Annotated in this window: 24 protein-coding genes; 8 read left to right on the forward strand and 16 right to left on the reverse strand. The window is 66.8% G+C overall.

The window, feature by feature from the left end:
- Positions 1-41: 41 nt before the first annotated feature.
- From ACSDHM_RS11395 to ACSDHM_RS11410, 4 genes are all read right to left on the reverse strand, one after another.
- A complete protein-coding gene (locus tag ACSDHM_RS11395; protein WP_005417308.1) occupies positions 42-434 on the reverse strand; it encodes a type II toxin-antitoxin system HicB family antitoxin in 393 nt (130 codons plus the stop codon).
- Between the two features lie 8 nt (positions 435-442).
- Positions 443-625, reverse strand: coding sequence for a type II toxin-antitoxin system HicA family toxin (locus ACSDHM_RS11400; protein WP_072168179.1), 183 nt, complete (start codon positions 623-625; stop codon positions 443-445).
- Between the two features lie 94 nt (positions 626-719).
- On the reverse strand, positions 720-1,448 hold the full coding sequence (gene hutC / locus ACSDHM_RS11405) for a histidine utilization repressor (RefSeq protein WP_188240840.1): 729 nt from the start codon (positions 1,446-1,448) through the stop codon (positions 720-722).
- Positions 1,449-1,475: 27 nt separating this feature from the next.
- On the reverse strand, positions 1,476-2,846 hold the full coding sequence (locus tag ACSDHM_RS11410) for a formimidoylglutamate deiminase (RefSeq protein WP_438914490.1): 1,371 nt from the start codon (positions 2,844-2,846) through the stop codon (positions 1,476-1,478).
- A gap of 67 nt (positions 2,847-2,913) precedes the next feature.
- Between ACSDHM_RS11410 and hutI the strand changes: the two genes are divergently transcribed.
- From hutI to ACSDHM_RS11440, 6 genes are all read left to right on the forward strand, one after another.
- Positions 2,914-4,137: an imidazolonepropionase gene (gene hutI, locus ACSDHM_RS11415; protein WP_439426279.1), complete on the forward strand. Its 1,224-nt coding sequence runs from the start codon at positions 2,914-2,916 to the stop codon at positions 4,135-4,137.
- A complete protein-coding gene (hutH, locus tag ACSDHM_RS11420) occupies positions 4,134-5,675 on the forward strand; it encodes a histidine ammonia-lyase (RefSeq protein WP_072168121.1) in 1,542 nt (513 codons plus the stop codon). Before hutI ends, hutH begins: the two co-directional genes overlap by 4 nt.
- Entirely contained in the window at positions 5,672-6,526 is an 855-nt protein-coding gene (gene hutG, locus ACSDHM_RS11425) for an N-formylglutamate deformylase (protein WP_072168122.1), read from the forward strand. Before hutH ends, hutG begins: the two co-directional genes overlap by 4 nt.
- Entirely contained in the window at positions 6,523-8,190 is a 1,668-nt protein-coding gene (gene hutU, locus ACSDHM_RS11430) for a urocanate hydratase (protein ID WP_439426280.1), read from the forward strand. The genes hutG and hutU overlap by 4 nt, the downstream gene beginning before the upstream one ends.
- Before the next feature lie 110 nt (positions 8,191-8,300).
- Positions 8,301-9,737, forward strand: a complete 1,437-nt coding sequence (locus ACSDHM_RS11435; protein WP_072168124.1) for a serine hydrolase domain-containing protein — start codon at positions 8,301-8,303, stop codon at positions 9,735-9,737.
- Between the two features lie 194 nt (positions 9,738-9,931).
- Complete coding sequence (locus ACSDHM_RS11440) at positions 9,932-12,043, forward strand: TonB-dependent receptor family protein (protein WP_439426281.1); 2,112 nt, start codon at positions 9,932-9,934, stop codon at positions 12,041-12,043.
- Between the two features lie 46 nt (positions 12,044-12,089).
- On the opposite strand, the gene ACSDHM_RS11445 is transcribed toward ACSDHM_RS11440, so the two are convergent.
- The 4 genes from ACSDHM_RS11445 to ACSDHM_RS11460 form a co-directional block, all read right to left on the reverse strand.
- Complete coding sequence (locus tag ACSDHM_RS11445; RefSeq protein WP_053497341.1) at positions 12,090-12,608, reverse strand: hypothetical protein; 519 nt, start codon at positions 12,606-12,608, stop codon at positions 12,090-12,092.
- 195 nt (positions 12,609-12,803) lie between these two features.
- Positions 12,804-13,583 carry a hypothetical protein gene (locus ACSDHM_RS11450; RefSeq protein ID WP_353762244.1) on the reverse strand — a complete coding sequence of 260 codons (780 nt, stop codon included), beginning with the start codon at positions 13,581-13,583 and terminating at the stop codon, positions 12,804-12,806.
- A 153-nt stretch (positions 13,584-13,736) separates the two neighbouring features.
- A complete protein-coding gene (locus ACSDHM_RS11455; protein WP_134970697.1) occupies positions 13,737-14,120 on the reverse strand; it encodes a nuclear transport factor 2 family protein in 384 nt (127 codons plus the stop codon).
- A 52-nt stretch (positions 14,121-14,172) separates the two neighbouring features.
- Positions 14,173-14,748 carry a TetR/AcrR family transcriptional regulator gene (locus ACSDHM_RS11460; protein WP_439426282.1) on the reverse strand — a complete coding sequence of 192 codons (576 nt, stop codon included), beginning with the start codon at positions 14,746-14,748 and terminating at the stop codon, positions 14,173-14,175.
- A gap of 69 nt (positions 14,749-14,817) precedes the next feature.
- Here ACSDHM_RS11460 and ACSDHM_RS11465 point away from each other — a divergent pair, with 69 nt between their 5' ends.
- Positions 14,818-15,363, forward strand: coding sequence for a thioesterase family protein (locus tag ACSDHM_RS11465; RefSeq protein WP_088497069.1), 546 nt, complete (start codon positions 14,818-14,820; stop codon positions 15,361-15,363).
- Between the two features lie 3 nt (positions 15,364-15,366).
- Here the strand turns inward: ACSDHM_RS11465 and ACSDHM_RS11470 are convergent, their stop codons facing one another.
- The 3 genes from ACSDHM_RS11470 to ACSDHM_RS11480 all read right to left on the reverse strand — a co-directional run bounded on the left by ACSDHM_RS11470 (position 15,367) and on the right by ACSDHM_RS11480 (position 17,983).
- Entirely contained in the window at positions 15,367-16,089 is a 723-nt protein-coding gene (locus tag ACSDHM_RS11470; protein WP_245885050.1) for a hypothetical protein, read from the reverse strand.
- A 96-nt stretch (positions 16,090-16,185) separates the two neighbouring features.
- Positions 16,186-16,968 carry an SGNH/GDSL hydrolase family protein gene (locus ACSDHM_RS11475; RefSeq protein ID WP_088497067.1) on the reverse strand — a complete coding sequence of 261 codons (783 nt, stop codon included), beginning with the start codon at positions 16,966-16,968 and terminating at the stop codon, positions 16,186-16,188.
- A gap of 49 nt (positions 16,969-17,017) precedes the next feature.
- The gene (locus tag ACSDHM_RS11480; RefSeq protein WP_439426283.1) at positions 17,018-17,983 is read right to left on the reverse strand and encodes a DUF2268 domain-containing putative Zn-dependent protease; all 966 of its coding nucleotides are present in this window, start codon (positions 17,981-17,983) and stop codon (positions 17,018-17,020) included.
- Between the two features lie 138 nt (positions 17,984-18,121).
- On the opposite strand from ACSDHM_RS11480, the gene ACSDHM_RS11485 reads away from it, so the two are divergent.
- Positions 18,122-19,105, forward strand: a complete 984-nt coding sequence (locus tag ACSDHM_RS11485) for a hypothetical protein (RefSeq protein ID WP_088497076.1) — start codon at positions 18,122-18,124, stop codon at positions 19,103-19,105.
- A gap of 13 nt (positions 19,106-19,118) precedes the next feature.
- Here the strand turns inward: ACSDHM_RS11485 and ACSDHM_RS11490 are convergent, their stop codons facing one another.
- The 5 genes from ACSDHM_RS11490 to ACSDHM_RS11510 all read right to left on the reverse strand — a co-directional run bounded on the left by ACSDHM_RS11490 (position 19,119) and on the right by ACSDHM_RS11510 (position 25,052).
- Positions 19,119-19,439: a hypothetical protein gene (locus ACSDHM_RS11490; RefSeq protein ID WP_072168131.1), complete on the reverse strand. Its 321-nt coding sequence runs from the start codon at positions 19,437-19,439 to the stop codon at positions 19,119-19,121.
- Positions 19,440-19,509: 70 nt separating this feature from the next.
- Positions 19,510-19,776: an ABC transporter permease gene (locus ACSDHM_RS11495; RefSeq protein ID WP_188240829.1), complete on the reverse strand. Its 267-nt coding sequence runs from the start codon at positions 19,774-19,776 to the stop codon at positions 19,510-19,512.
- 317 nt (positions 19,777-20,093) lie between these two features.
- Complete coding sequence (locus ACSDHM_RS11500; protein ID WP_439426979.1) at positions 20,094-21,926, reverse strand: M3 family metallopeptidase; 1,833 nt, start codon at positions 21,924-21,926, stop codon at positions 20,094-20,096.
- A gap of 165 nt (positions 21,927-22,091) precedes the next feature.
- Complete coding sequence (locus ACSDHM_RS11505; protein ID WP_439426284.1) at positions 22,092-24,554, reverse strand: S9 family peptidase; 2,463 nt, start codon at positions 24,552-24,554, stop codon at positions 22,092-22,094.
- 168 nt (positions 24,555-24,722) lie between these two features.
- Entirely contained in the window at positions 24,723-25,052 is a 330-nt protein-coding gene (locus tag ACSDHM_RS11510) for a hypothetical protein (RefSeq protein ID WP_088497063.1), read from the reverse strand.
- Positions 25,053-25,266: the final 214 nt, after the last annotated feature.

The raw sequence follows: 25,266 nt of genomic DNA on the forward strand, positions 1-25,266 counted from the left end.
AACAGCAGCCGACCATGGGCTGGGCTCTACAAGGCGCCCGCTCAGCCCAATGCTGCGAGATGGGCGATGTAACTGGAGCGGGATTCGCCGGCCGCCCTGGCCTGCGCATCCAGCCTGGCCAGGATGCGACGCGGCAGGCTGATGTTGACCCGCTCGATGGTGTCGTCCAGCAGAGATGGATCAATGCAGATGTAGGCAAGAATCCAGGCCGTACCACTGGGAGCCTCGGCGACGATCTTCTGTGGCGCAGAAGGACTGGGAATCGAGCGCCCCTCATCCAGGGCCGCATCGATCCAGGCAAGCGCAGACTCCTCGGCCGCGCTGAGTGCATCGTCAAGCGTGTCGGCTGCCGAGAAGCACCCCGGCAGATCGGGAACGATGACCCCCCACGCGGTGCGTTCATCGCCGGCCTCAATCAAGACTGGATAGCGCATGGGACCTCCTACGTCAATCCTGCGAGCTTCCGCAACGCCTGAACCAGCCCCTTGCCCAGATCCTTTCTGGGGTGAGGCACGGTGATGATGTGAGGCCACTGCGGGTGCACGAATACATGATGGGATCCGCGAATCCTGCAACAGGTCCAACCTGCCGCCTCCAGATCCCGGATGAGGTCCCTGCTCTTCATGCAGGGACGATACACATCGTACACACGCACCAACAGAGTTCAAGACGACAGCCGTACCGGACCAGTAGATCCACGCCATGCGTGGATGGAATCCCTAGCGAGCGCCCGGCGCGAAGCGCGCAACCAGGTCCCAGGCATCCCCCAGGAACACCTGCCGCACGCGGGTGATCGGCTGTTCACCGCGCCAGGTCAGGCGCTCGATCACCAGGCATGCGGTGCCCGGCTTCACCTCCAGCAGCCTGGCGCTAGCGGTATCCGCACCCCAGGCACTGATGCGATGCTGCGCGCGCGTCCAGGACACGTTCTGCAGCAGCCAGCTGCCCGGCGCGGTGGTACTGAAATCGACTTCCAGTACCTCGGGCACGCCCACCGGACTGATCAGGCGATGCTCCAGCGCCAGCGGACGGCCATCGGCCAGGTGCAGGCAGCGCATCGCCAGCAGCTTCTCGCTGCCGGCCAGCTCCACTTCACCGGCATTGCCGGTGTCGGCCAGGCGCAGCTCGCGCTGCAGCAGGCGGTACGCGTACTGATGGCCGCGCGAACCGACCTCCATCGCGATATCGGGAATCTCCAGCGCCACCTGTTCCAGGTGCGGCGGCTGACGCGCCACGAATGAACCGGCGCGACGGCGGCGCTCGATCATGCCGCTCTCGGCCAGTGCGGTCAGCACCTTGTTCACCGTCATCCGCGAGCAGCCGTATTGCTCCATCAGCTCGTGCTCGTACGGAATACGGAAGCCCGGCGCCCACTCTCCGCTGAGGATGCGGCTTTCCAGATCGCTGCGGATACGCTGGTTGAGCGTGGCGGACTTGCTTGCCTTCACGTAATGAGGTCCCGGTGGCGGAGGCGATCAGCCCAGCACGCCGCGCAGGGCGGCGGCGAAGGCGGTGGTGATCGCCTCGCGCTGCAGGTGGCGGCCCTCGGCCACGCACTGGCGGCCATGGCGCCAGACCGATCGCAGCGCGCCATTACGTGCGGCGAACACCCAGCTGTCAAGCCATGCGTCATCCTGTCGCGCCTGCAGCGCCGGGTGCGCGGCGTCCAGTTCGACCAGGTCGGCACTGGCACCGACCTGCAGGCCAGCGGCCACGCCCAGCGCCTGCGCTCCACCGCGCAGTGCGCCTTCGAACAGGAAACGACCGGTGCTGCGGCTGGCATCCGGCGCCAGTACATTGCGCCCGCGCAAGGTCAGCCGCTGGCCGTATTCGAGCAGGCGCAGTTCTTCGGCGGCATCGATCAGCACATTGGAATCGGAGCCGACACCGAAGCGACCGCCCTCGCGGGCGAACGCCTGCATCGGGAACAGGCCGTCGCCCAGATTGGCTTCGGTGATCGGGCACAGGCCGGCCACAGCCTGGCTGGCGACGATGGCCGCGCGCTCGTCATCGGTGATGTGGGTGGCATGCACCAGGCACCAGCGCGCATCCACCGGCGCGTGGTTGTACAGCCACTGCACCGGGCGCTGGCCGCTCCAGGCCAGGCAGGCCTCGACTTCACGCACCTGCTCGGCGATATGGATGTGCACCGGGCCGTCGGTCAACGGCAGCAACGCGCCCAGTTCCTCGCCGGTGACCGCACGCAGGCTGTGCGGTGCAATGCCGAGCACCGCATCGGGCAGCGCGGCCAACGCCGGCTTGGCGGCGTCCAGCAGCTGCGCGAAACCGTCCACGTCGTGGATCAGGCGGCGCTGCGCCGGATTCGGCGGCGCGCCACCGAAATCGGCATGCGCGTAGAACACCGGCAGCAGGGTCAGGCCGATGCCGGTCTGATCGGCCGCAGCGGCAATCCGCGCGCTCATCTCGGCGCGGTTGGCATAGGCATGGCCCTCGGCGTCGTGGTGCAGGTAATGGAATTCGCCGACGCGGGTGAAGCCGCTTTCCAGCATTTCCATGTAGGCCTGGGCGGCGATGGCCTGCACCGCATCCGGGCGCAGATGGGCCAGGAAGCGGTACATCAGCTCGCGCCAGCTCCAGAAGCTGTCGCCGTCACCGCCGCCGATCTCGGTCAGGCCGGCCATGCCGCGCTGGAAGGCGTGGCTGTGCAGGTTGGGCAGGCCCGGCACCAGGATGCCGACGCGGGTGTCACCGCCCTGCGCGGCCTGCCCCTTGCTGATTGCCGTGATGCGGCCGTCCCGCACCTGCAGGCGGACATCGCGGGCCCAGCCCTCGGCCAGCAGGGCGTGGGTAGCATGGAAACTGAGCAGGGAACGCGAATCGGACATGGCTGGACAACCCGAAATGGACACCTATATTGTATAGACATATAAGCACAGCCGCGTTGTGGATGCCATGCACGCCGATACCCTCTGGTCCAACGTCCACCTGATCACCCTCGATGGCGAGGGCCTGGGTGTCATCCGCGATGGCGTACTGGCCTGCGCCGAGGGCCGCATCGTCCACGTCGGCGCTGCCGGCAGCGATGCGCACCTGCAGCCGACCACCCGCATCGACGGTGAAGGCCGCTGGATCTCGCCGGGCCTGATCGACTGCCACACCCACCTGGTCTACGCCGGCAACCGCGCCAACGAATTCGAGCAGCGCCTGCAGGGCGTCAGCTATGCCGAGATCGCCCGTGCCGGCGGCGGCATCGTCTCCACCGTGCGCGCCACCCGCGCTGCCACCCCGGAACAGCTGGCCGCCGAAAGCCGGCCGCGCCTGCTGGCGATGCGCGCCGAAGGCGTGACCACGATCGAAATCAAGTCCGGCTACGGCCTCACCCTGCCCGACGAGCGCAAGCAGCTGCAGGTGGCGAGTGCACTGGGCGAGGAATGCCGGGTCAACGTGGTGACCACCTTCCTCGGCGCACACGCGACTCCGCCGGGCCGCGAGGCACAGGAATACGTCGACGAGGTGTGCGAGGTAATGATTCCGGCCATTGCTGCCGAAGGCCTGGCCGAAGCGGTGGACGTGTTCTGCGAGAACATCGCGTTCTCGCCCGCGCAGGCGCGGCAGGTGTTCGAGGCCGCCCGCGCGAACGGGCTGGCGGTGAAGATCCACGCCGAGCAGCTGAGCAACCAGCACGGTGCCGAACTGGCGGCCAGCTTCGGTGCACTGTCGGCCGACCATATCGAACATCTGGACGATGCCGGCATCGCCGCGATGGCCGCCGCCGGTACCGTCGCCGTGCTGCTGCCTGGTGCTTTCTATTTCACCCGCGATACCACCCTGCCGCCGATCGCCGCGCTGCGTGCGGCCGGCGTGCCACTGGCGCTGGCCACCGACAGCAACCCGGGCACCTCGCCGCTGACCAGCCCACTGCTGGCGATGAACATGGGCGCCACCCTGTTCCGCCTGACCGTGGATGAGTGCATCGCCGGCTTCACCCGTGAAGCGGCGCGCGCACTGGGCCACGGCGAGCGCATCGGTCGCCTGGCCGCGGGCATGGACTGCGACCTGGCGATCTGGGACATCGATGCGCCCGCTGACCTGGTCTATCGCATTGGATTCAACCCGCTGCACGCGCGCGTGGTGCGCGGGCAGCCCGACCTGCCTGCCTCCTGGAGCAACACATGAGCAACACCCTGGTTCTTCGCCCCGGCCATGTCACTCTCGCCCAGTGGCGGCAGGTCTATCGCGGTGCGCCGCTCGCACTGGACCCGGCCGCCCTGCCGGTGGTACGCGCCAGCGCTGCGGCGGTGGCCGCCATCGTCGCCAAGGGCGCACCGGTGTATGGCATCAACACCGGCTTCGGCAAGCTGGCCAGCGTGCGCATCGAGCGCGAAGACCTGGCCACCCTGCAGCGGAACATCGTGCTCTCGCATGCCGCCGGCGTGGGCGAGCCGATGCCGGCCAGCGTGGTGCGGTTGATGATGGCGCTGAAGCTGGTCAGCCTGGCGCAGGGTGCATCGGGCATCCGCGAGGAAACCCTGCTGCTGCTCGAAGGGATGCTGGTCAAGGGCGTATTGCCCGTGGTGCCGGCACAAGGCTCGGTGGGTGCCTCGGGTGACCTGGCGCCGCTCTCGCACCTGGCCAGCGTGATGCTGGGCGTCGGTGAAGCCTTCATCGGTGACGAGCGCCTGCCGGCGGTCGATGCACTGGCACGTGCCGGCCTGCAGCCGATCGAACTGGGAGCGAAGGAAGGCCTGGCGCTGCTCAATGGCACCCAGTTCTCCACCGCCTACGCGCTGGCCGGCCTGTTCGAGATCGAGACCGTGTTCCAGGCGGCACTGGTCGCCGGCGCGCTGTCGGTGGAAGCGGCCAAGGGCTCGGACACGCCGTTCGACCCGCGCATCCACGCCATCCGCGGCCAGCGCGGACAGATCGCCACCGCCGCGACGCTGCGCGCGCTGATGCACGGCTCGGAGATCCGCGAATCGCACCGTGACAACGACGTGCGCGTGCAGGACCCGTACTGCCTGCGCTGCCAGCCGCAGGTGATGGGCGCGGCGCTGGACATCCTGCGCCAGGCTGCGACCACGCTGGAAATCGAAGCCAATGGGGTGTCCGACAATCCGCTGGTGTTCACGGATACCGGCGAAGCGTTGTCCGGTGGCAACTTCCACGCCGAGCCGGTGGCCTTCGCGGCCGACATGCTGGCGATGGCGGTGTGCGAGATCGGCTCGATCAGCGAGCGCCGCCTGGCGATGCTGGTCGACCCTGCGCTGTCCGGCCTGCCTGCATTCCTGACCCCGCGCCCCGGCCTGAATTCCGGCTTCATGATTCCGCAGGTGACCGCCGCCGCGCTGGTCTCGGAGAACAAGCAGCGCGCCTACCCCGCCAGCGTTGATTCGATCCCGACCTCGGCCAACCAGGAAGACCATGTGTCGATGGCCGCGCATGGCGCGCGCCGGCTGATGCAGATGGCCGAGAACGCCGCCAACGTGATCGGCATCGAGCTGCTGGCCGCTGCGCAGGGCTGCGACTTCCACGCCCCGCTGCGCTCCAGCGCCGCGCTGGAAACCGTGCGCGCCACCCTGCGTGCGCAGGTGCCGACGCTGGAAGAAGACCGCTACTTCCATCCGGACATGGTGACCGCCACGAATCTGGTGCGCAGTGGCGCGCTGGCGCAGGGCCTGACCGACCTGCTGCCAACCGTGGAGCCGCAGGCATGAATACCCATCCCGAATGGCTGACCGTGCACGAGGGCGACGCCCCCCTCATCGTCAGCTTCCCGCATACCGGCAGCGAGCTGCCGCACGACCTGATCGGCGACTACCACTCGCCGTGGCTGGCCCGTCGCGATGCCGACTGGTGGGTGCACGAGCTGTACGACTTTGTGCGTGGCATGGGCGCGACCACGGTGCGCTCGGCGATCTCGCGCTCGGTGATCGACCTCAACCGAGACCCCAGCGGGGTCTCGCTGTACCCGGGCCAGAACACCACCGGCCTGTGCCCGCTGACCACCTTCGACAACCAGCCGCTGTACCACGCCGGACGCGAACCGGATGATGCAGAAATCGCCCGTCGCCGCGACACCTATTTCCTGCCTTACCACGATGCGCTGGCTGCGCAGATCACTCGCCTGCGCGCGAAGTTCGGCACGGTGGTGGTGTACGACGCACATTCGATCCGCTCACATATTCCGCACCTGTTCGACGGCGAACTGCCGCAGTTCAACCTGGGTACCGCTGGCCCGTCCGGCGCGCCGGACACGTCCTGCGACAACGCGTTGAGCGACGTGGTGGAGAACCTGCTGAAGATCAGTGGCATGAGCCAGGTGCGCAACGGCCGCTTCAAAGGTGGCTGGATCACCCGCCACTACAGCAACATCGCCGGCGGTGTGCACAGCCTGCAGATGGAGCTGGCCTGCCGCGGCTACATGCACGAACCCCTGCCAGATCAGGTGGACGAGCACAGCTGGCCCACCCCGCTCGACCCCGACCACGCCGCACCGCTGCGCCACACCCTGGCGCAGGTGCTCAACGCCTGCCTCGAATTCGCTACGAACCGGAGCGCCGCATGACCCGCAACGACCCGTCCCGCACCCTCGCCGCGCCGACCGGCACCACGCTGAACGCCAAGAGCTGGCTGACCGAAGCGCCGCTGCGCATGCTGATGAACAACCTGCACCCCGATGTGGCCGAGCGCCCGCAGGAACTGGTGGTGTACGGCGGCATCGGCCGCGCCGCACGCGACTGGGAGAGCTTCGATGCCATCGTCGAAACGCTCAAGCGCCTGGACGATGACCAGACCCTGCTGGTGCAGTCGGGCAAGCCGGTGGGCGTGTTCCGCACCCACGCTGATGCGCCGCGCGTGCTGATCGCCAATTCCAACCTGGTACCGCGCTGGGCCAACTGGGACCACTTCAACGAGCTGGATAGGAAGGGCCTGGCCATGTACGGCCAGATGACCGCAGGCAGCTGGATCTACATCGGCGCGCAGGGCATCGTGCAGGGCACCTACGAAACCTTCGTGGAAATGGGCCGCCAGCATTTCGGTGGTGACCTGACCGGCAAGTGGCTGTTCACCGGTGGCCTCGGCGGCATGGGCGGCGCACAGCCGCTGGCCGCGGTGATGGCGGGCGCCTCCTGCCTGGCCGTGGAGTGCCGCAAGAGCAGCATCGACATGCGCCTGCGCACCGGCTACTTGGACACCTGGACCGACAATCTGGATGAAGCGCTGCGCCTGATCGACGAATCGTGCAAGGCCGGTACGCCGAAGTCCGTGGGCCTGCTCGGCAACGTCGCCAACGTGCTGGCCGAACTGCTCAAGCGCGGCGTGAAGCCGGACCTGCTGACCGACCAGACCTCCGCGCACGACCCGGTAAACGGCTACTTGCCGCAGGGCTGGACCGTCGAGCAGTGGGACGAAAAGCGTGTTTCCGCCCCCAAGGAAGTGGAAAAGGCTGCGCGCGCGTCGATGGCCAACCATATTCGCGCCATGCTCGGCTTCCACGCACTTGGCGTACCGACCGTGGACTACGGCAACAACCTGCGGCAGATGGCGCTGGAAGAAGGCGTGGAGAACGCGTTCGACTTCCCCGGGTTCGTGCCGGCCTACATCCGCCCGCTGTTCTGCCGCGGCATCGGCCCGTTCCGTTGGGCCGCACTAAGCGGCGATCCGGAAGACATCGCCAAGACCGATGCCAAGGTGAAGGAACTGATTCCGGACAACCCGCACCTGCACCGCTGGCTGGACATGGCTGCCGAGAAGATCAAGTTCCAGGGCCTGCCGGCGCGCATCTGCTGGGTCGGCCTGGGTGATCGCGATCGACTCGGACTGGCGTTCAACGAGATGGTCGCCAACGGCGAACTGAAGGCGCCGGTGGTGATCGGACGTGACCACCTGGACAGCGGCAGCGTGGCCTCGCCAAACCGCGAAACCGAAGCGATGGCCGATGGCTCCGACGCGGTGTCCGACTGGCCGCTGCTGAACGCCCTGCTCAACACCGCCAGCGGCGCGACCTGGGTCTCGCTGCACCATGGCGGCGGCGTGGGCATGGGCTTCTCCCAGCATGCCGGCATGGTGATCGTCTGCGACGGTACCGAGGCAGCGGCGAAGCGGATTGGCCGCGTGCTGTGGAACGACCCGGCCACCGGCGTGATGCGCCACGCCGATGCGGGGTATGACATCGCGATCGACTGTGCGAAGGAAAAGGGACTGGATCTGCCTGCGATCCTGGGCTGATCGCAGGGGTGCCGGCCCGCGGCCGGCTCTCCCTGATGCGGGAATCGGTGCCCTTGACCCGCTCTTCCGTCGTGACCACCATGCGCCATCACCGCTGATGGATCACCGCGATGTACCGCACCTTTGCTGCTGCATTGCTCTGCGTCCTGTTCGCTGCTCCGCCCGCATCAGCGAATGATCTCTCCGCCGGCCTCTCTACCCAGCTCGACGCCCAACTGCAGGTCAACCGCGAGCGCTACGGCATTGCCGGCCAGGCGGTACTGGTCGCCCACAACGGCCAGGTGCTGTACCAGGGCGCCAGCGGCGAATGTGATCGCGCTACGCACACACCTGCCACCGTCGATTCCATCTTCGCCGCACAGTCGATGGCCAAGCTGCTGACCAGCACACTGGTGATGCAACTGGTCGATCAGAGCAAGGTGGATCTGGATACACCGGCCAGCCGCTATGTGCCGGACCTGCCTGCAGCATGGCAGGCAATCCACGTGCGTGATTTCCTCAACCACAGCTCCGGCATCGGCGAGTACTACGACCGGGTGGATAACCGCTGGGTGAGCACGGGCTACCCCGGTGTAGCGCCTGACCTTGGCACTGCGCTGAAGGTGGCCGGCGCTGCACCGATGCAGTTCGCCACCGGCAGCCGCGTGCAGTACACCCAGGCCAACTACCTGGTGCTGACGGCGTTGCTGGAAGCGCACTACCGCAAGCCCTACCCGGCCATCGCGCGCGAACGCATCCTGCAGCCATTGAAGATGGCCAGCACCTCGTGGGGCGTTGCCAGCGTGCCGGCCCGGCGCGCGGCGGTGCCGTACATCGGCAAGGATGGCCAACTGCAGCCTGCCAATGAAGATCCCTGGCCGGACTACGGCTGGGGCCATGCCGATCTGCAGACCACCGTGGGCGACATGAACCGCTTCCTGCAGGCGCTGGCGACCGGCACGCTGGTGCGCACGGCGACCCTGGAAAAGTTCTGGCAGCCGCAGAAACTGAGCGGTGGCGGCAGCAATTTCTTCTCCACTGGCTGGGACACCACCCGTAGCGACGGCTATACCCAGGTCGGCCATGATGGCGGCACCCGTGTACGTGCGCGGCTGGCCTACAAGGGCACGCTGGCCGACGGCTACTGGGTGTTCGTGTACCTGACCAGCGGCAGCGCCCGCAATGTCTGGTCCAGTACCTTGGTGGAGAGCACGATGGCGATGGCCGCGCCGCAGGAGTTTCCGCACGCGGTGCTGTCCGAGCGGCTGGTTGCGTATGCGCTGGATGATGATGCAGGCGCCGCCCAGGCGATACGCAGCTGGTTGCGCGATAACAACCGGGTGACGGGCAGCGAGCTGGAACGTGCGATCAACGCCAGCGGCTATGCCATCCGCCAGAGCCTGGGTGCACGCAGGGCGTTGAAGGTATTCGCCCTCAACACCGAGCTGTATCCGGATTCGGCCAATGTGTGGGACAGCCTGGCCGAGTGTCATGCGGCATTGGGCGAGAAGGAAGCAGCTGATCAGCTCTACGCAAAGTTGAAGACGCTGGCGAAACCCTCGCCATAAACCCTGCTGTAGAGCCGAGCCCATGCTCGGCTGCTCTTCGTCGCGATGGCAGACAACCCGCGCTGCACGCGATTAGCCGAGCGCGGGCTCGGCTCTACAGGAACACGGCGGGCGGCCATACGCCGCCGGTGGGTGACGTGTCGCCGCCGACCTGTTAACCTGCGCGCCACCTTGGTGGTTTACAGCATTTCCGCATGTCGCTCTCGTCGTACCACCCCACCCCCTCGCTGCTGTTCCTGGCCGTTTCCCTTGGCCTCGCCTCCACCGCCGCTGCAGCCCCGCAGGCCACCACGCTGGATGCGGTGCAGGTCACCGCTGCTGGCGATGCCAGCGCGCAGGCGCGCGAGGCGCTGAAGCGCGTACCCGGCGCCAGCAACGTCATCGACGTGGCCAAGGCCGACAGCCGACTGTCCACCAGTGCGGATGTGCTGGCCTATCAGCCGGGCATCAGCGCGCAATCGCCGGGCAACGAGGGCACCAGGATCTCGATCCGTGGCTCGGGCATCAACCGCGGGCCGGGCGCGCATGCCTCAGGCATTGCGGTATCGATCGACGGCCTGCCACTGACCGGCCCGGGTGGCACGCCTTACGAACTGCTGGAACCCCTGTGGCTGTCGCGCGTGGAAGTCCTGCGCGGCGCCAACGGCTTCGAGCGCGGCGCGCTCGCGCTGGGCGGTGCCATCGACTACGTCAGCCGCAGCGGCCGTGATTCGGCGGGCGTGCAGCTGCACTACGAAGCCGGCAGCCGTGGCTACCAGAAGCGCGGCCTCAGCTGGGGCGGCGTCAACGGCGATGTTGACTACTTCCTGGCCTACACCGATACCGAGTTCGACGGTTACCAGCGCCATGCGCACGGCGACGGCAAGGGCGCGATGGCCAACATCGGCTGGCAGATCACGCCCGATCTGCAGACGCGCTTCTTCGTGCGCTACCGCGAAACCAATCACGAAACACCCGGTCGCTTGACCCGCGACCAGATCCGCAACGATCCACATGCCGCGAATGCGGCCAACCTGGCCATCGATGCGCGCCGCCCGCAGCCGGGCAGCACCTGGGTGGGCAATGTCACCACGCTGCAGATCGATGAGGACTCGTCGCTGCAGGCCGGGCTGGTCTACCACACCTACCCGATGGACTTGAACGAGAGCCTGTATCGCCAGCAGCTGGACTACGCCAACCTCAACGCCACACTGGACTACCGCCGCCGCCACCGGCTGTTCGGCCTGGACAGCGAGACCACGGTCGGCCTGCGCGTCACCCATGACCTGGACGCCGATGTGCGCGAGTCGCTGCGCTTTGCCAGCAACGGCTATGCCGCCGGCACGCGCACGCGTGACTTCCGCCACCACGGCACCGACAGCACGCTGCACGTCAGCAACACCCTCGCCTTCAATGACCGCCTGCGCATGCAGGCTGGGCTGGCACTGATCAACACCCGTCGCGATGTGCAGGTGACCTGGCCGAGCAGCGGCGGCCGCCTGCGCGAGCACGACTGGGACTACGCACCGCGACTGGGCTTTACCTGGCAGCACAGCGCGCAGACCCAGTGGTTCGGCAACCTCAGCCGTTCGGTGGAGGCACCGCACCCATGGTCGATGATCTGGGGCTCGAACCAGTACTTCGGGCCGGGCAATGGCCCATCCACTGGCCGCCAGCGCGCGCCGGTGCCGATGCAGAACCAGACCGCCACCACGCTGGAACTGGGCGCGCGCGGTGACGCGGCGCTGGGTCGCTGGGAACTGACCGGCTACTACGCCCACGTGAACCACGAACTGCTGAGCGTCGAACTGCAACCGCTGCCGAACCTGTTCATCGCCGAGAACAATGCCAGCCCCACCGTGCACCGCGGTATCGAAGCCGGATTGGACAGCACGCTGTGGCAGGCTGCACCGGGCCGCCTGTCGCTGCGCCAGGCGTATACCTTCAGCGATTTCCGCTACCGCCACGATGCACGTTTCGGCAGCAACCGCCTGCCCGGCCTGCCGCGCCACGCCTACCAGGCCGAGCTGCGTTTCGATCATGCATCCGGCCTGTACGCGGCGCTCAATACCGAATACGCCTCGCGCATCGCCGTGGACTACGCCAACAGCTACTGGGCCGACAGCCATGTGATCTTCGGCAGCCGCATCGGCTACGACGCACCCGGTGGCCGCTGGCAGGCCTGGGCGGAGATGCGCAACCTAGGCAATCGCCGCTACGCCGCCACCGTCACGCCGGGCTATGACGACGCCGGCAAGGATGTCGCGCGTTCGACGCCGGGCGAAGGCCGCGGCGTCTACGCGGGCGTGCGCTGGCGCTTTGAGTGATTGCTGCAGGCGGCGCCGGGTGTGATCCGGCGCCGTCGTTCCAGGGTCAGCCGATACGCCAGGGCGGCAGGCGCTCGCTGCGCTTCCAGATGGAAGGCGCGAAGCCGACCAGCACCAGTGCCGCCAGCCACTTCGGCGACGTACTCAGCAGCGTCGAACCGAGCGAGCCGCCGCCGGGTGCGAGCGGCTCCTGCCACGGGTTGTAGCCCAGGTAGACGACGCTGCCAGCCCACCACAACAACGCCAGGCCGATGCCCACCAACAGCAGGGCCAGGGTGCGGCAGGTCCAGCGCTGCGAGGTGGTTCCCCACTCGCGGGACACCGCTACCAGCAGACCCACCACCAACAGCGACACCAGTGCCACCAGGCCGATATCGACCTTCGGTCCAATGCGCTCATAGGCGCAGGCACGGCATTGCGTCTCTTCCGCGGCAGTGGCGGCTTCAGCGCCATCGCCCTGCCCGGCTGCCGGCTGCGCCAGTGCTGCAAACGGCAACAACACCGCCAGCAGCGTCACCATGATCCAACGAAACAACGTCCTGTTCCTGCGTGCAGCGACATCCATGCGCTCTTCCTCGTCAGTGGTTGTGTGTCTCAGTGGGCGTTCGGCCATCCAGCGCCCCGGTTCCCGAAGCAGTATGACAAGCTCCCGATAGGTGAAACCGCCAGGACACGAATCCTCGGCGACCGCGATCATAGCCCACTGTTCATTGCGGCTGAAAACCGGTCGGGACCGGGCCATATGAAGGGAGCAACCGCATTACAGCCCCTGGATGACCTGCAGCAGATGGCTTGCACCTGGCACGAGTTCCTGAGCAAGCCAGCCCAGCACCGCGAAGAACAGCAACAGGCCGATCAGCGGCCAGACCGTGTGCGACACGCATACCCGCCACCATCCCTGCTCGTGCATGCCCTGCATGCGTCGGTACAGGCCGCCGGCGATGGCCGCGTCCACCAGCAGTTCGGCCATCAGCACCGGCGCCGACCACACCACCCATACGCTGGCCAGCAGGACGGTCGCCACCAGCGCGACGATGCCGAGGATGGCCAGCAGCGGCAGGCCCGCTTCGTCTTCAGCCAGCCCGGTCAACGGCAGCTCTCCGGCATCGCCACTGCTCACCGATGCCGGCCCGTTCCACGAGGCCGACGCACCGCCACCGCCGGAACGGCCGCCGGCGCCGCTCCACGGTGATTCCACGGCACTGCCGCGAGGGGATGGGCAGCCACCGCCCACATCCGGCGACAGGCCATCCAGCACGTTGTCCCAACGCCAGCGGATCCAGATCCACATCAGCAGCAGGAACACGCCGTAGGCCAGCACTACGGCCATCGGGTAGCGAAACCACATCGCGTCGATACCGGCCAGGCGCAGCAGGTGCGAGGCAAGAAAACCTGCAGCGCCGGTCAGGGCGACGATCAGCGCCATCTGCAGGCGTGGCCAACCGCGCTGCTGCAAGTGCCTGCGCGCACGCACGACTTCGCTGCCGCGGTTCATCGGCAATGTCAGTGGGCTGCGTGAAGAGTGGCGCGAGCGCTTCATGCCGCCGCCAGGGGGCTGGAGGCATCGCGGCCAGGGACCTCGGGAACCTGATGCTGCATGCGGACATCCTTGCCGGGCACGCGTAGGCGGTGTTGGGCGGATTCTACCGCGGGCAGCTCCGCTGTCCAGACGGCGGTTCCAAGCGGCCGATCCTCAGCTGCGATCAATGATCCGTTCGATGCGGCCACCCGCGAACACGAACTCGCTCTGGCCCTGCAGTTCCAGCTCAGTGCCCGCACGCGGTCCATCGGGAACATCCTGCGCGAACACGCCGCGCCAGCCAATCGTCGCCGTCGCCCGATCACCATCGAACACCAGCGCCAGCAAGCGCTGTTCGCGCTCCCGGAACAGGCGCGCAGACTGGCGTGCCAGCTCGCCAAAGGCATCGACGCCTTCGGTGACCATCGTCAGCTGGCCGCCACTGTGATTCTCAAAGCGTACGTTGTGCGCCAGCACGGCCAGCATGGCGTCGATATCGAAGCGGTTGTAGGCCTGCAGGTAGTGCTCGATCAACTGACGATGGTGCAATTCGTCCATGGCGGCACCAGTCGTGGGCTGCTGGCGAGTCTGGCCTGCCCGCACCGGCCGATCAAGGCCGCGTGGCCGCCTTCAGCAACTGCGCGGCCACCCGGTCGAACGGGGCAATGTCCTGCAGCGCGCGGCACATCGCCACCGCACCTTCCACGCTGGCGATCACCAGGCTGGCCAGTTCACCCGCCGCTGCCGGGGCATGCCCTTCAGCGACGAACGCCGAGGCGAGATGGCCGTGCCAGCGCGCGAACACCTCGGCCGCCGCCGCGCGGGGTTGGCTGGGCGTCGCCTCCACCGGCTCCTCCACGGCAGCGGCCAGCACCGGGCAGCCGGCGCGGAAATCGGAGCGCAGCAGACGCTCGCGCCACATCGCCAGGAACTGCTGCAGGCCCTGCACCGCCCCATCCTTCAGCAGCTCCATCAGCAGCACCTCCACCTTGTCGCCGGCCATGTGGGTAGCGCGCGCCAGCAGCTCCTGCTTGCCGCCGGGAAAGTGATGGTAGGTGGAACCCAACGGCGCCTCGGCCAGCTTGGTCACTTCGCGGATGCTGGTGGCATTGAGGCCTACCCGCGCCAGCATCTGCGCCGCGGCATCGATCACGCGCTGTGGGGCATCGGACGGTCGCGGGCTCACGGCGGTCTCCTTGCTAAGACAATCGTCATAGATTAGCGTACCGGCGATTCTATAACAGTCGTCATAGCCATGAATCTCTGGTTCCGTCTGCTCCACCTGCTGCTGTGCAGCCTGTTCCGGCCGAAGCTGGAGGCCCCGTTCGGCGTCTCGCGGCTGCAGTTCCGGGTGCTGCCCAACGACCTGGACAGCAACCTGCACATGACCAACGGCCGCTACTGGAACATCTTCGACCTGGGCCGGCTGGACCTGATCCTGCGCATGGGCCTGGGCCAGGTGGCGCTGCGCGAGAAATGGGCGCCGATCGTCGGCGCCGGCACCATCCAGTTCCGCCGCGAATTGAAGCCGTTCCAGCGCTTCACCCTGGAAACACGACTGGTGGGCTGGGTCGGCTCGCGCGGCATCATGGAGCAGCGCGTGCTGATCGGTGCCGAGCAGAAGATCGCCACGCGCGCGCTGCTGGTCACCGGCATCTACGACCGTCGCGCGCGCAAGTTCCTGGGCATGCCGAAGATGATGGAAGCGATCGGCGTGGTCGCCCCGCCCTCGCCGCCGCTCAGTGCGGCCGCCGAAGCGCTGCTGGCCGCCGACGCAGCGTTGAAGCAGGACGACGCCTGAGCCTCAGGGAGCCGCCACCGGCATCATGTGCTGTCCGCGCGATACGACCTGGGTACGCCCTCCCACGTGCAGCACGTACTCGAAGGACTGCCGCATGCGGCTGTACGCGCCGCCCTCCGGCACGCCGTAGTTGGCACCCACGCTGAGGGTATGCCGGCCCGGCGGCAACGGCTTGAGCATCACCCAGTAGCCGTCGGCGGCGGCCAGCCGTGAGTCTGCGTCATCGGCATCCATGCGGAAGCAGCCTTCACTGCGCACCCGATGCATGCGCATGTCGCCCAGGGGTTGCCCATCCAGCAGCACCACTGCACTGATCAGATAATCGTTGTTGACCGCCGCCCCCGCCTGCAGCTCCTTGCAGGACACAGACTCATCCACCTGGTAGTGCGCCATGTTGATGATCGGCAGCAACAGGTACTTGCCCGCCGGCACCACGCATTCGCGATGTGGCCGGAAACGGCCATTGGTGCCGGCCAGGTTCCAGACCGGGCCTTCCTGGCCCACATCGCATACACGGCCATCCGGGTCGAGATAGGGCGCGCCGCCCTGGGCGTCGGCCCAGCGCCACCAGCGGGCGGTCCATTCGGCCAGTGAAACTCCGGCCACCGGCTCACGCGTCAGCGGCGAAGGCGCCGCCGTGTCTGCACTGAACGCCGGTACGGCCGCCAGCAGCAGTGCCATCGTTGCGCCGCTGCGGCGCAGCCATCCCTGGATTCCCTTCCGCATCACCCACCCCATCGTCCCTGGCGGCCACGCTGCGTGGCCAGCTCCAGGGCCATTTTACCTCGACGGGCTGGACGCTGTGCATTGCGGGTGCTGTGCCTAGTCCGGCGCCATTGCGCGCCTGATTGCAGCCTCCGCCAGCGGCGCCATCACCGCATAGCCCTTCGCCGTGGGATGCACGCCATCCTCGGCCAGCTGCGGATCCAGCCCTCCGGCGGCATTGGTCATCGGCGTGTAGTAGTCCAGATAGACCAGCTGCTTCGCATCGGCATAGCGCTTCAATGCCGCGTTCAATGCGCGCACCTTGGGCGCAGGTGCCGTGCCCGGCAACCACGGGTAATCGCTGACCGGCAGCACCGATGCCAGTACCACGGCGATGCCATGTGCGCGTGCCAGGTCCACCATCGCGTGCAGGTTGTCTTCAATCATCGCCTGCGTGGTCGGGCCGGTGTTGCCGGCGATGTCGTTGGTGCCGGCCAGGATCACCACCACTTGCGGCTTCAGTGCCAGCACGTCCTGCGGGAACCGCACCAGCATCTGCGCCGTGGTCTGGCCACTGATGCCGCGGTTGAGCCAGCCCTTGCCGGGAAAGAACGATGCGCTGCCTTCCCTGCCCCAGCCTTCGGTGATGGAATCACCGAAGAACACCACGCGCGGCTGGCTTGGTACCGTCGCAGGCAGCCGCGCGTTGGCTTCACGATAGTGCTGCAGCTGCGGCCAATCGGCCAAGCGCTGCTGCATGAAACGCACTTCGTCCGCGCGCAGGCTTTCGACAGGCTCCAGCAGTAACGGGTTGATTGCGGGCATCTCGGCCGCCCCCCCGTGGGCGCTCAGCGCGATACCGAGGGCAACTGCGGCCAGGCCGCCGGACAAGGAACGCATGGGGTCTCTCCCTTGAATGTCCGGGCCAGTCTAGCGCGCGGCCTCGCGCTTACCGCGCCGCAGACCGCGCGGCCACGCCGGTCACCTTGGCCGGCATCCACATGCCGGGCGTCCAGCCGCTGGCGGCCAGGATCGCCTTCGGGTTGTCCTGCTGGATCAGCGCGCGCACCGCGTCACGCTTGTCCTTGGCCTGCAGGTAGTAGGCCTTGGCGATGCGGTAGCCCACCCAGTACCCGAGGTCATAGGGCTCCTGCGAACCGGGCTTGTAGTTGTACAGCCACGGCGACAGATCGGTACTGTCCACATCCAGCGCAAAGGCGCTTTCAATGTGGACCTCGCGGCCGCGCGTCCACGCCGCATGGCGACTGTTGCCGACGTTGCCGGAAATCAATTCGGCGATGAATTCGGCGATACCTTCGCCCAGCGAAACACGCAGCACCGTCGCATGCGGGTCGCCGGGCTCGAAATCGTTCAGGCCGGTCTGCTGGATGTGCACGTACTCGTGCGCGATCACGTGCACGAAGCGGTCCTGCACGTTGGGATTCATGAAATCGGCTGCACACAGCGCTTCCAGGCCGATGATCACCCCACTCTTCGAGGTCAACCCGACCGGCCGACCACGGCCGACCGCGAGGGTCACCGGAGGAAACGCGGCCTGCGGATAGATCGCCTGCAGCTTGCCGAACACCTGCACCAGGCGCTGCTTCACCGCCGGCAGCTCCGCCAGGCAGCTGCGGCCCTGCGCATACACCCCGGGCTGGCTGGCAATGGCTTCGGCCATGCGTTCGGGCGTGACCCGGCGCGCCTTCGCCAGTTCACCCAGGCCCGTACTGCCTTCGGCCAGGTAACCGGCCAGCTGGGCGACGCTGGGCTTCCCGCCGGTGCTGTCGTAGAGCGCGTAGAAGCGGCTGGCATCGGTGGTGAGGATCTGCGGCCCCGGCGGGGTACCCGCCTGTGCCACGCCGACCGCCCCGGCACAGGCAAGGGCAAGCAGGCAACGCAGGAAACTGGACATCGCTCCGTCCTTGGTGGAGTGCATGCGAAGCGCGCAATCTATCACTCCGCCCCGGCCACCGCAGCGGGCACATGCAGGCCCTTCGGGGCTGTGCCAGACTCACTCAGGCACCTGCCATGGATGATGGAGCACCGCACGATGATGATCGTTCCCGCGTACTGGGCCGAAGCCCGCCTGCAGGCCCGTTTCCGTGGCCGGCCGGTGGTCGTGCGCCGCTTCGGCTGGTCCGATGAGGGACCTGCCGAGGCCCAGGCCCACGCCGACCGCCGCGCCAACGAAGCCCTCAATGCCATCCTCGCCGGGCAGGTGCTGCCGCGTCGCGAAGTGCGCAGCAACTATGGCGTGGAGGGTGTGCCAATCCGCGAGCAGATCGTGCAGCGCGACGGCGATGTCATCATCACCCGCAACAGCTATGGCGCATTGTGTCTCAACAGCCCCGACGTGCTGTTTGCCGACATCGATCATGCGCAGCCACCGGCCGGATGCGTGATACCGGCCATCGTCGCTGCGATCGTGCTGCTTGCCGGCGCCATCATCGGCACCCTGCTCTGGCACTGGCTGGTGGGCCTGGTACTGGGCGTGGCGGCAGTGCTGCTGGTCAACGCGGCACTGCTGATGCGGCGGAAGCAGCGCCTGGCCGCCGCCGGCGGTGCTGAAGGGCTTGCGCTGAAACGCGTGGACGCCTTCAGCGAACAGCATCCCGATTGGCACCTGCGTGCCTACCGCACACCCGCCGGGCTGCGCGTGCTGGCGATGCATGCCACGTTCTCACCGGAGGACGAGCAGCTCCAGGCATTCTTCAAGGCACTGGGCACCGACACCCTGTACGCGCGCATGTGCCGGCTGCAGCATTGTTTCCGTGCGCGACTGACACCGAAGCCATGGCGCGTCGGCCTGAAGTACCGCATCCGGCCGCCTGTGGCCGCGTGGTCAGCCGAACAGGCCAACAATCCGGATCGACTGGCCTGGATTGCCGAGTACGAAAAGAAGAGTGCCGGCTTTGCCGCGTGCACCTACCTGCGCAGCTTCGGCGACACCTCCCGGGTGCATGCCAAGGCCGAGCATGTGCGCGAGCTGCACGATCGGCTGTCGCACGCTCAGGACCGGTTACCGCTGGCCTGAACGCAGTGAGCGCTCAGTCCACGCCCTGCACGAACGGCTGCCCTGCCAGGGTAACGCCCAGCCGCACCGCGATCTGCTGACCTTCCTTTTCGAAGGTCGTGGCGCATTGCTTGGCGCCCTTCTGGCATCCAACTTCCGGAAAGCCCTCGAGTGACTCAGGCGCGCGCTGGACCGGACTCGCCTGCCACCCTGCCGCATCCATGAGGCGCTTGGCCTTGGCATAAGGCATGCCGGCGACAATGCCCAGCTGCGCCAGTTCGGAGGGGAGTGATTGGCCATGCAGGCTCGGCGTCATCACCAGCGCCAACACTGCGACAACACGTTTGGACTTCATAGGTGAAACCCGTGGCAGACAGCAACAGGCCTGCAGCGTATCGCAGCGTCCGCACGCCATGGCACCCGCATCACATATGGTTACGCAATCGCAACGGCCAATGACACGAGGTCACCCTCCGGATCCATCCGGTACTGTTGAGAACCGCCACGGGCGCCTCGCGCGCCGCCCGCCGCGCCGGTACCCAGGCAGCCAGCTGCCCCAGGGTGAACACCAGCCCGACGCCCAGCACCAGGTACCCGGGATCGATGCGAGGTACCTCGTAGTAGCGCGAAACCCAGACATTCAACGCCAATGCCAGCACACTGCCAGCGAGCGCGCCGACGAAGGTCAGCATCAGATGGCTTCACTGACCTCGTAGAGACCGGCGTAATCCTGCAGCGCCTGCATGTCCGCCTTCACCGCAGCTGCGGCGTTGGCAGCTGCGCTGCTGACAAACTCGGTTTCGATGATGCCGAGCCCCTGCTCCTGCAGTCCGGTGTCGTAGGCGAGTGTTCCAATTGCTGCGCAAGCAGGAAGGTATATCAGTGATGCAGGCGGTCGCGGTGAGCACCTGCAGCAACAGGATGCCGGCCACCAGCCGGTTCTTGTTCATCGCAGGGGCAAAACGCAGACGCATCGCCGCCTGCGAGGCCTGCGTTCCCCGTTGCCTGTTCAGCGACTGCGCTGGCGCTCGATTTCCGCGTGCAGTCCCTGCAGCTGCGCCAGGTACTGCTGGAAAACGTCCAGATCCTCCTCGACCAGGCGTGACCAGTCGGGCTTCACATTCAGCAACTGCTCGACCTGCCGCTGCGGCGGGCGATCAAACCCCTCGCCCAGGACGGCCAGGTAGCGCTCCCTGAATCCCTCCGGATCCTGCCGGTCCTGTGCGAAGAGCTGCACCGCAATCAGTCCTGCATACAGGTAATTGGCCAGGTAAAGCGGATCCTCATACATCAGCCGCTTGGATACCCAGGTGCTGCGCAGCTCGGGATACTGCTCCGATGCGCCCCCATACCTGCCCAGTACCTTCATCGTCAGCGTATCAAGCGCGTCTGCGTTGCCAACCTCATCGGCGGCCACCTCCTGATAGATGGACTGCTCCAGATCGGCCTCTTCAGACGATACGAACAGCTGCAGGATGATGTCATCGAGCAACGACTTCAGGTAATACGCCTTGGCACGTGGATCACTGGCCTGCCGGTAGAGCTGATCGCGGAACTTCAGTTCGTTGTAGATGGCGAAGGCCTCGGTCAACCACTTGTTGCCGTTGCGCTGGAATGATGATGCGCCGCCGCGCTGCATCCACTGGCCATGCATGGCATGGCCGGCTTCGTGAGCGATCTGGACATCCCCCTCCAGATCGCCCTGGCGATGGCCAACGAACAGCAACGAAGGCACACCGGGGGCGCTGATCGAAAACGCATCCATCGCGCGCCGCCCTGCCGATCCGCCCAGATCCATGCGTCCGCCCGCAGGATCGAGCAGCCCGCGCAGCCCTGTCACGTAATCCGGCCCCAGCACCTGCATTGATGCCGCCGCCGCATCACGCAACTGCGCCAGGTCAAGCGGCGGAGGAATATAGCCCGCATCAGGCAGGTCCATGTCCCAGATCTGTGGAGACGCCTGGCCCATGCGCTCAAGATGGGTCAACTGCATCTGCTGGTAGTTCCGCCGCAGCAGCGCGTGGCGCGCTACCGCCGCCAGTGTCGCGGCGACGGCGGCCTGATCCAGGCCCATGTGCCGGTAGCTGCGGTCAGGCGCAGTTCCATCGCCCTGCAGTTCCGACGCATGCTCGTTGAGGCGGACCAGGCCCAGCAGCACCGTTGCCATTTCGCTGCGCCGCGACGCCATTCCCTGCCAGTAGGCACGCCATGCCGCTTCGCGTAGTGAACGGTCCGGCAGGCGGGAAAGGGCTCGCGCGTCGGTGCGGCTGTCGAGTGTGCGGCCTTCATGTTCGAAACGCGCAAAGGGGGCCGACTGCAGCAGCTGCCGGTGCAGGCGCCCGAAGCTATCCAGCGCCGGGTCAGCCAACGTGTCGACCGCATCCACCAGCGCTGCATTGGCCGGCTGCACATCCTCCCGCAACGCCCGTTCACGCAGGTCGGCATGCGGCCCGATCCAGGCAGCGTGCGCGGGCGCATCACGCAATGCCTGCTTGGCAATCGCCGCGATGCGTCCACATGTGCTGGCGACTTCGCCCTGGGTGTTGGCCAGCCGGGCATCGTCGGCATTGCGCGCTGCCTGAAGATGCAGGTAGCCATGGTGCCGGAGGCACTCGCCATACAGCTGTTCGGCCCGCTGGAACCTCACGTCTGGCGGCGCATGAAGTGCCTTGAGGGCATGGGTCCTCCGCTCGAGGTTCTGCCACGCCTCACGTTCCTGGGAGGCGCTGCCAAAGTAGCTGCGGTCATCTGCCCGCAAAGCCTGCGCTTTCACTCCGTGTGTCATCCCGGCCAACAGCGTCGCGATGACAAAAGTGATGGCGCGCATCCCATTGCGATGCATCGCTGTCTCCTGGTTTGTTTCCACTCCCAGCTTAGCAGCCCGGGTGGACCCGGATGCCGCATGGCAGGTGGCTTCCCGATTCCCGATTGCGCATCCGGATCCAGGCCGTCTACCCACTCACATCCCGATACAGCAAGGCCGCCCTGGGGCGGCCTTCCCGTCTCATTACTTGGCGTTCTTCACGTAGGTGTCGAACCGGCTCAGCATTTCCGCTACCAGCTGCTCGTTCGATTCCAGCGCGGTGTACCAGTGCGGTTCGTTCGGCAGCATCACCAGCCGCGTGATGCCGCCGTTGCCTCGGATCGCCTGGTAGAGCTTGCGCGACTGGAACGGCTCAGTGCCCGGGTTGGCGTCGTCCTCGCCGTGGACCAGCAGCAGCGGCAGCTTGATCTTGTCGGCATAGAAGAACGGAGAGGCCTTCAGGTACACGTCCTGCGCCTGCCACACCGAGCGACGCTCGTTCTGGAAGCCGAACGGGGTAAAGGTCTTGTTATACGAACCGCTGGTCGCCACGCCAGCCTTGAACAGGTTGGTATGGGCGATCAGGTTGGCGGTCATCAGGCCGCCATGGCTGTGGCCGGTCACGCCGATGCGGTTGCGATCGACCACGCCCATGTCCACCGCCTTGTCCACCGCCGCCCTGGCGTCAGCTTCCAGCTGCTCCAGGTAGGTGTCGTAGGCGTTCTTCGGGTCACCCACGATCGGGAACGAGGCGTTGTCGATGATCGCGTAGCCGGCCAGCAGCATCAGGCGGTACGGCTGCAGGCGGGTGAAGGTCTGCTGCGAACCGGACACCTGCCCCGCCTGCGCGGCGTTGGCGAAGTCGGCCGGGTAGGCGTACAGGATCGCCGGCACGCGCTGGCCTTCCTTGTAGCCCGGCGGCGTGTACAGGGTGAACGACAGGTCCACGCCATCGGCACGCTTGTAGGTCACCAGCTGCTTCTTGATCTGGCGCACTTCCGGAGTCGGGTCGACCAGCTTGGTCAGCGCGGTCGCGGTGGACGCGAACTGCGCCTCGCCGGTCTTCGCATCGGCCACCGCCTCACCCTGCTGACGGATGAAGGCGTTCGGCGGATCGATCACCGACTGGTGCCAGGTCAGGTAGCGCCCAGGCGTATTGCTGAAACCAAGGAACTGCTCGTAGGCATCGGCGCTGCTGCGGAACAGGCGCTCGCTCTTCAGCGTGCGCAGGTCGAGGCGATCGAGGAACGGACGGTCGCCCTGCGGCGAGGCACCACGGCCGCTGAGGAAAACATGGTTGCCCTCACGGCGCACGACCTGCGCACCATTCGGCAGGCGGGTGAAGACCAGGTTGCCGGGGTTGCCGTACAGCTCATCGCTGGACATGTCCCACAGCAGGCGGCCTTCCTTCTTCGGCTGATCCACATCGACGATGCGGGTCTGCATCCAGTGGCGGTTCTCGTCGTTCTCGTACTGGAACGCCACGGCCGGATCGGCAGTCCACGCGAAGCCTTCGAAGCGCTGTGCGGTGCGGGCGATCTCGACCGGCTTGCCGTTGAACGGCGCCTTCAGCATCAGCACCCGGTCGCGATGCGGCACGTTGACCTTCCAGTCGCCCTTGTCCAGCGCTTCGGCATAGACCAGGGTGGCCGGATCGGTGGCACGCCAGTCGAAACCACGCGGGCCTTCCGGTACGCCGTGCACCGGCACGCGGTCGGCCAGCGGCAGGCTGGCGATCGGCGTGGACTTGCCGCTGGCGATATCCAGCACGGCCACGTCGTTGGCGAAGCGCTGGTAGGTCACCGCATGCGAGTACGGCGCCTTGATCGATTCGGTCAGCACGTGCACGCCATCGGGCGCGGCGCTGACTTCGTTGAACAGCGCCGGCTGCCCGACCGGACGCACGCTGTTGGCGGCAGTATCGACCACGGCCAGCTGCGAGGCGCCGTAATAAGCGAACAGCTTCTCGTCATGCACGCTGGTCAGCGTATCGCGGGCTTCGTAGGTGCTGCTCTCGCCACTGCTGCCCAGCGACTCCTGTGCATCCGGGCCGGTCGGTACGCCACCGTTGGACGGTGCTGGGCCCTGGTTGGCCGGCACCAGCTTCACCAGCAGGTTCTGGCTGCCGCCCAGCCACTGCACGGTGTAGCCGAAAATCGGGTTCAGCTGAACGTTCGGCACCTGCTTCACCTGGCCGGTAGCGGCATCGCCCACCCACAGCTGCACGCTGGTATCGACCGCGTTCTGGAACGCAAAGTGGCTGCCATCGGCCGACCACAGCGCGCCGGTGGCACAGCCCTGCGGCAGGTTGACCTTGGTCTGCTGGCCACTGCCGATGTCGACCAGGGTGAAGTCGGCCACGCAGGCCGGGATGCCATAGCCACCGGGGGTGTCATGGCGGCTGCGGTTCTTCGGTTCCAGGCGCACGCCAGCCAGCTTCAGGTACGGCTGGGCGACACGGCTGATCGACGGGTAGGTCTGCGCAGTGGTCAGCAGCAGGCGCTGGCCACCCGGGGCCACGTTCGGCGCCGGCGGCGGCGGTGCCTTCAACACCTTGAGCAGGTGCTCCGGCGGCTTCGCGTAGTCTGCAAGCGCCGGGCCAGCGGCCAGCAGGCCGAGGGTGGCAACGGCAACGGCCGCCGCCAGAGAGGTTCGACGGATGAGCATCCTTATCCCCTGGGTGTGAATGGGTACCCGGAATCGGGCAAGGTCCCGAATCTAGCACCGCAGGGGTTGTCGTGAATGGGCCGGAAGGGCTAGTGGCCGGATGGGGCAAAGTGGGACACGCCCGGAGAGGCCGGCAATGGACCGGCATCTGCCAGGTGTGGTCTGTCGTCACTGCTGGGCGTGCAGGTCCCAGGCAGTCAGGTAATCGGGGTCGACCACGATCATGCCACTGTTCCGCATGCGGTACTCGCCGGGCTCGGCGGGCAGGTACTGGTCGAGCATCGGCGGCAGATAGCGCTCGTGGCCATCATTCTCGTCGGCCAGCACCACGCCCTCGTCGGCGCTGATGCGCAACACCGTGCCGGCGTACTGCTCCAGCCCCTTCACCTGGCCGTCGCCGCCATAGCGGGTCACACCTACCAGTACGACCTTGCCGATCATTTCTTCCGCCTTGGCATCGTCCAAGGGCGGCAGCATGGGAGTGAATTCATCGCTCATCGGTGCACCTCCGTAGCCTGCTGGACATCGTGGATGAGGTTTCCGCTTCGCAGTGCGCGTCGCTGGCAGCCGAGCAGGTGCCCAGCCCGAAGCCTCGGCATCGAGAGTGCCAGTGCGCCCATGAACCCAAGGGTTCCTGGAGCACGATGCTGCCATCGCAGGCGGAAGGGACAGGTGAAGGCCGAAATCGGTCCTCGCCGATCAGAGGGTTGTA

The sequence above is a fragment of the Stenotrophomonas sp. T8 genome, assembly GCF_051853085.1.
Taxonomy (GTDB): domain Bacteria; phylum Pseudomonadota; class Gammaproteobacteria; order Xanthomonadales; family Xanthomonadaceae; genus Stenotrophomonas; species Stenotrophomonas sepilia.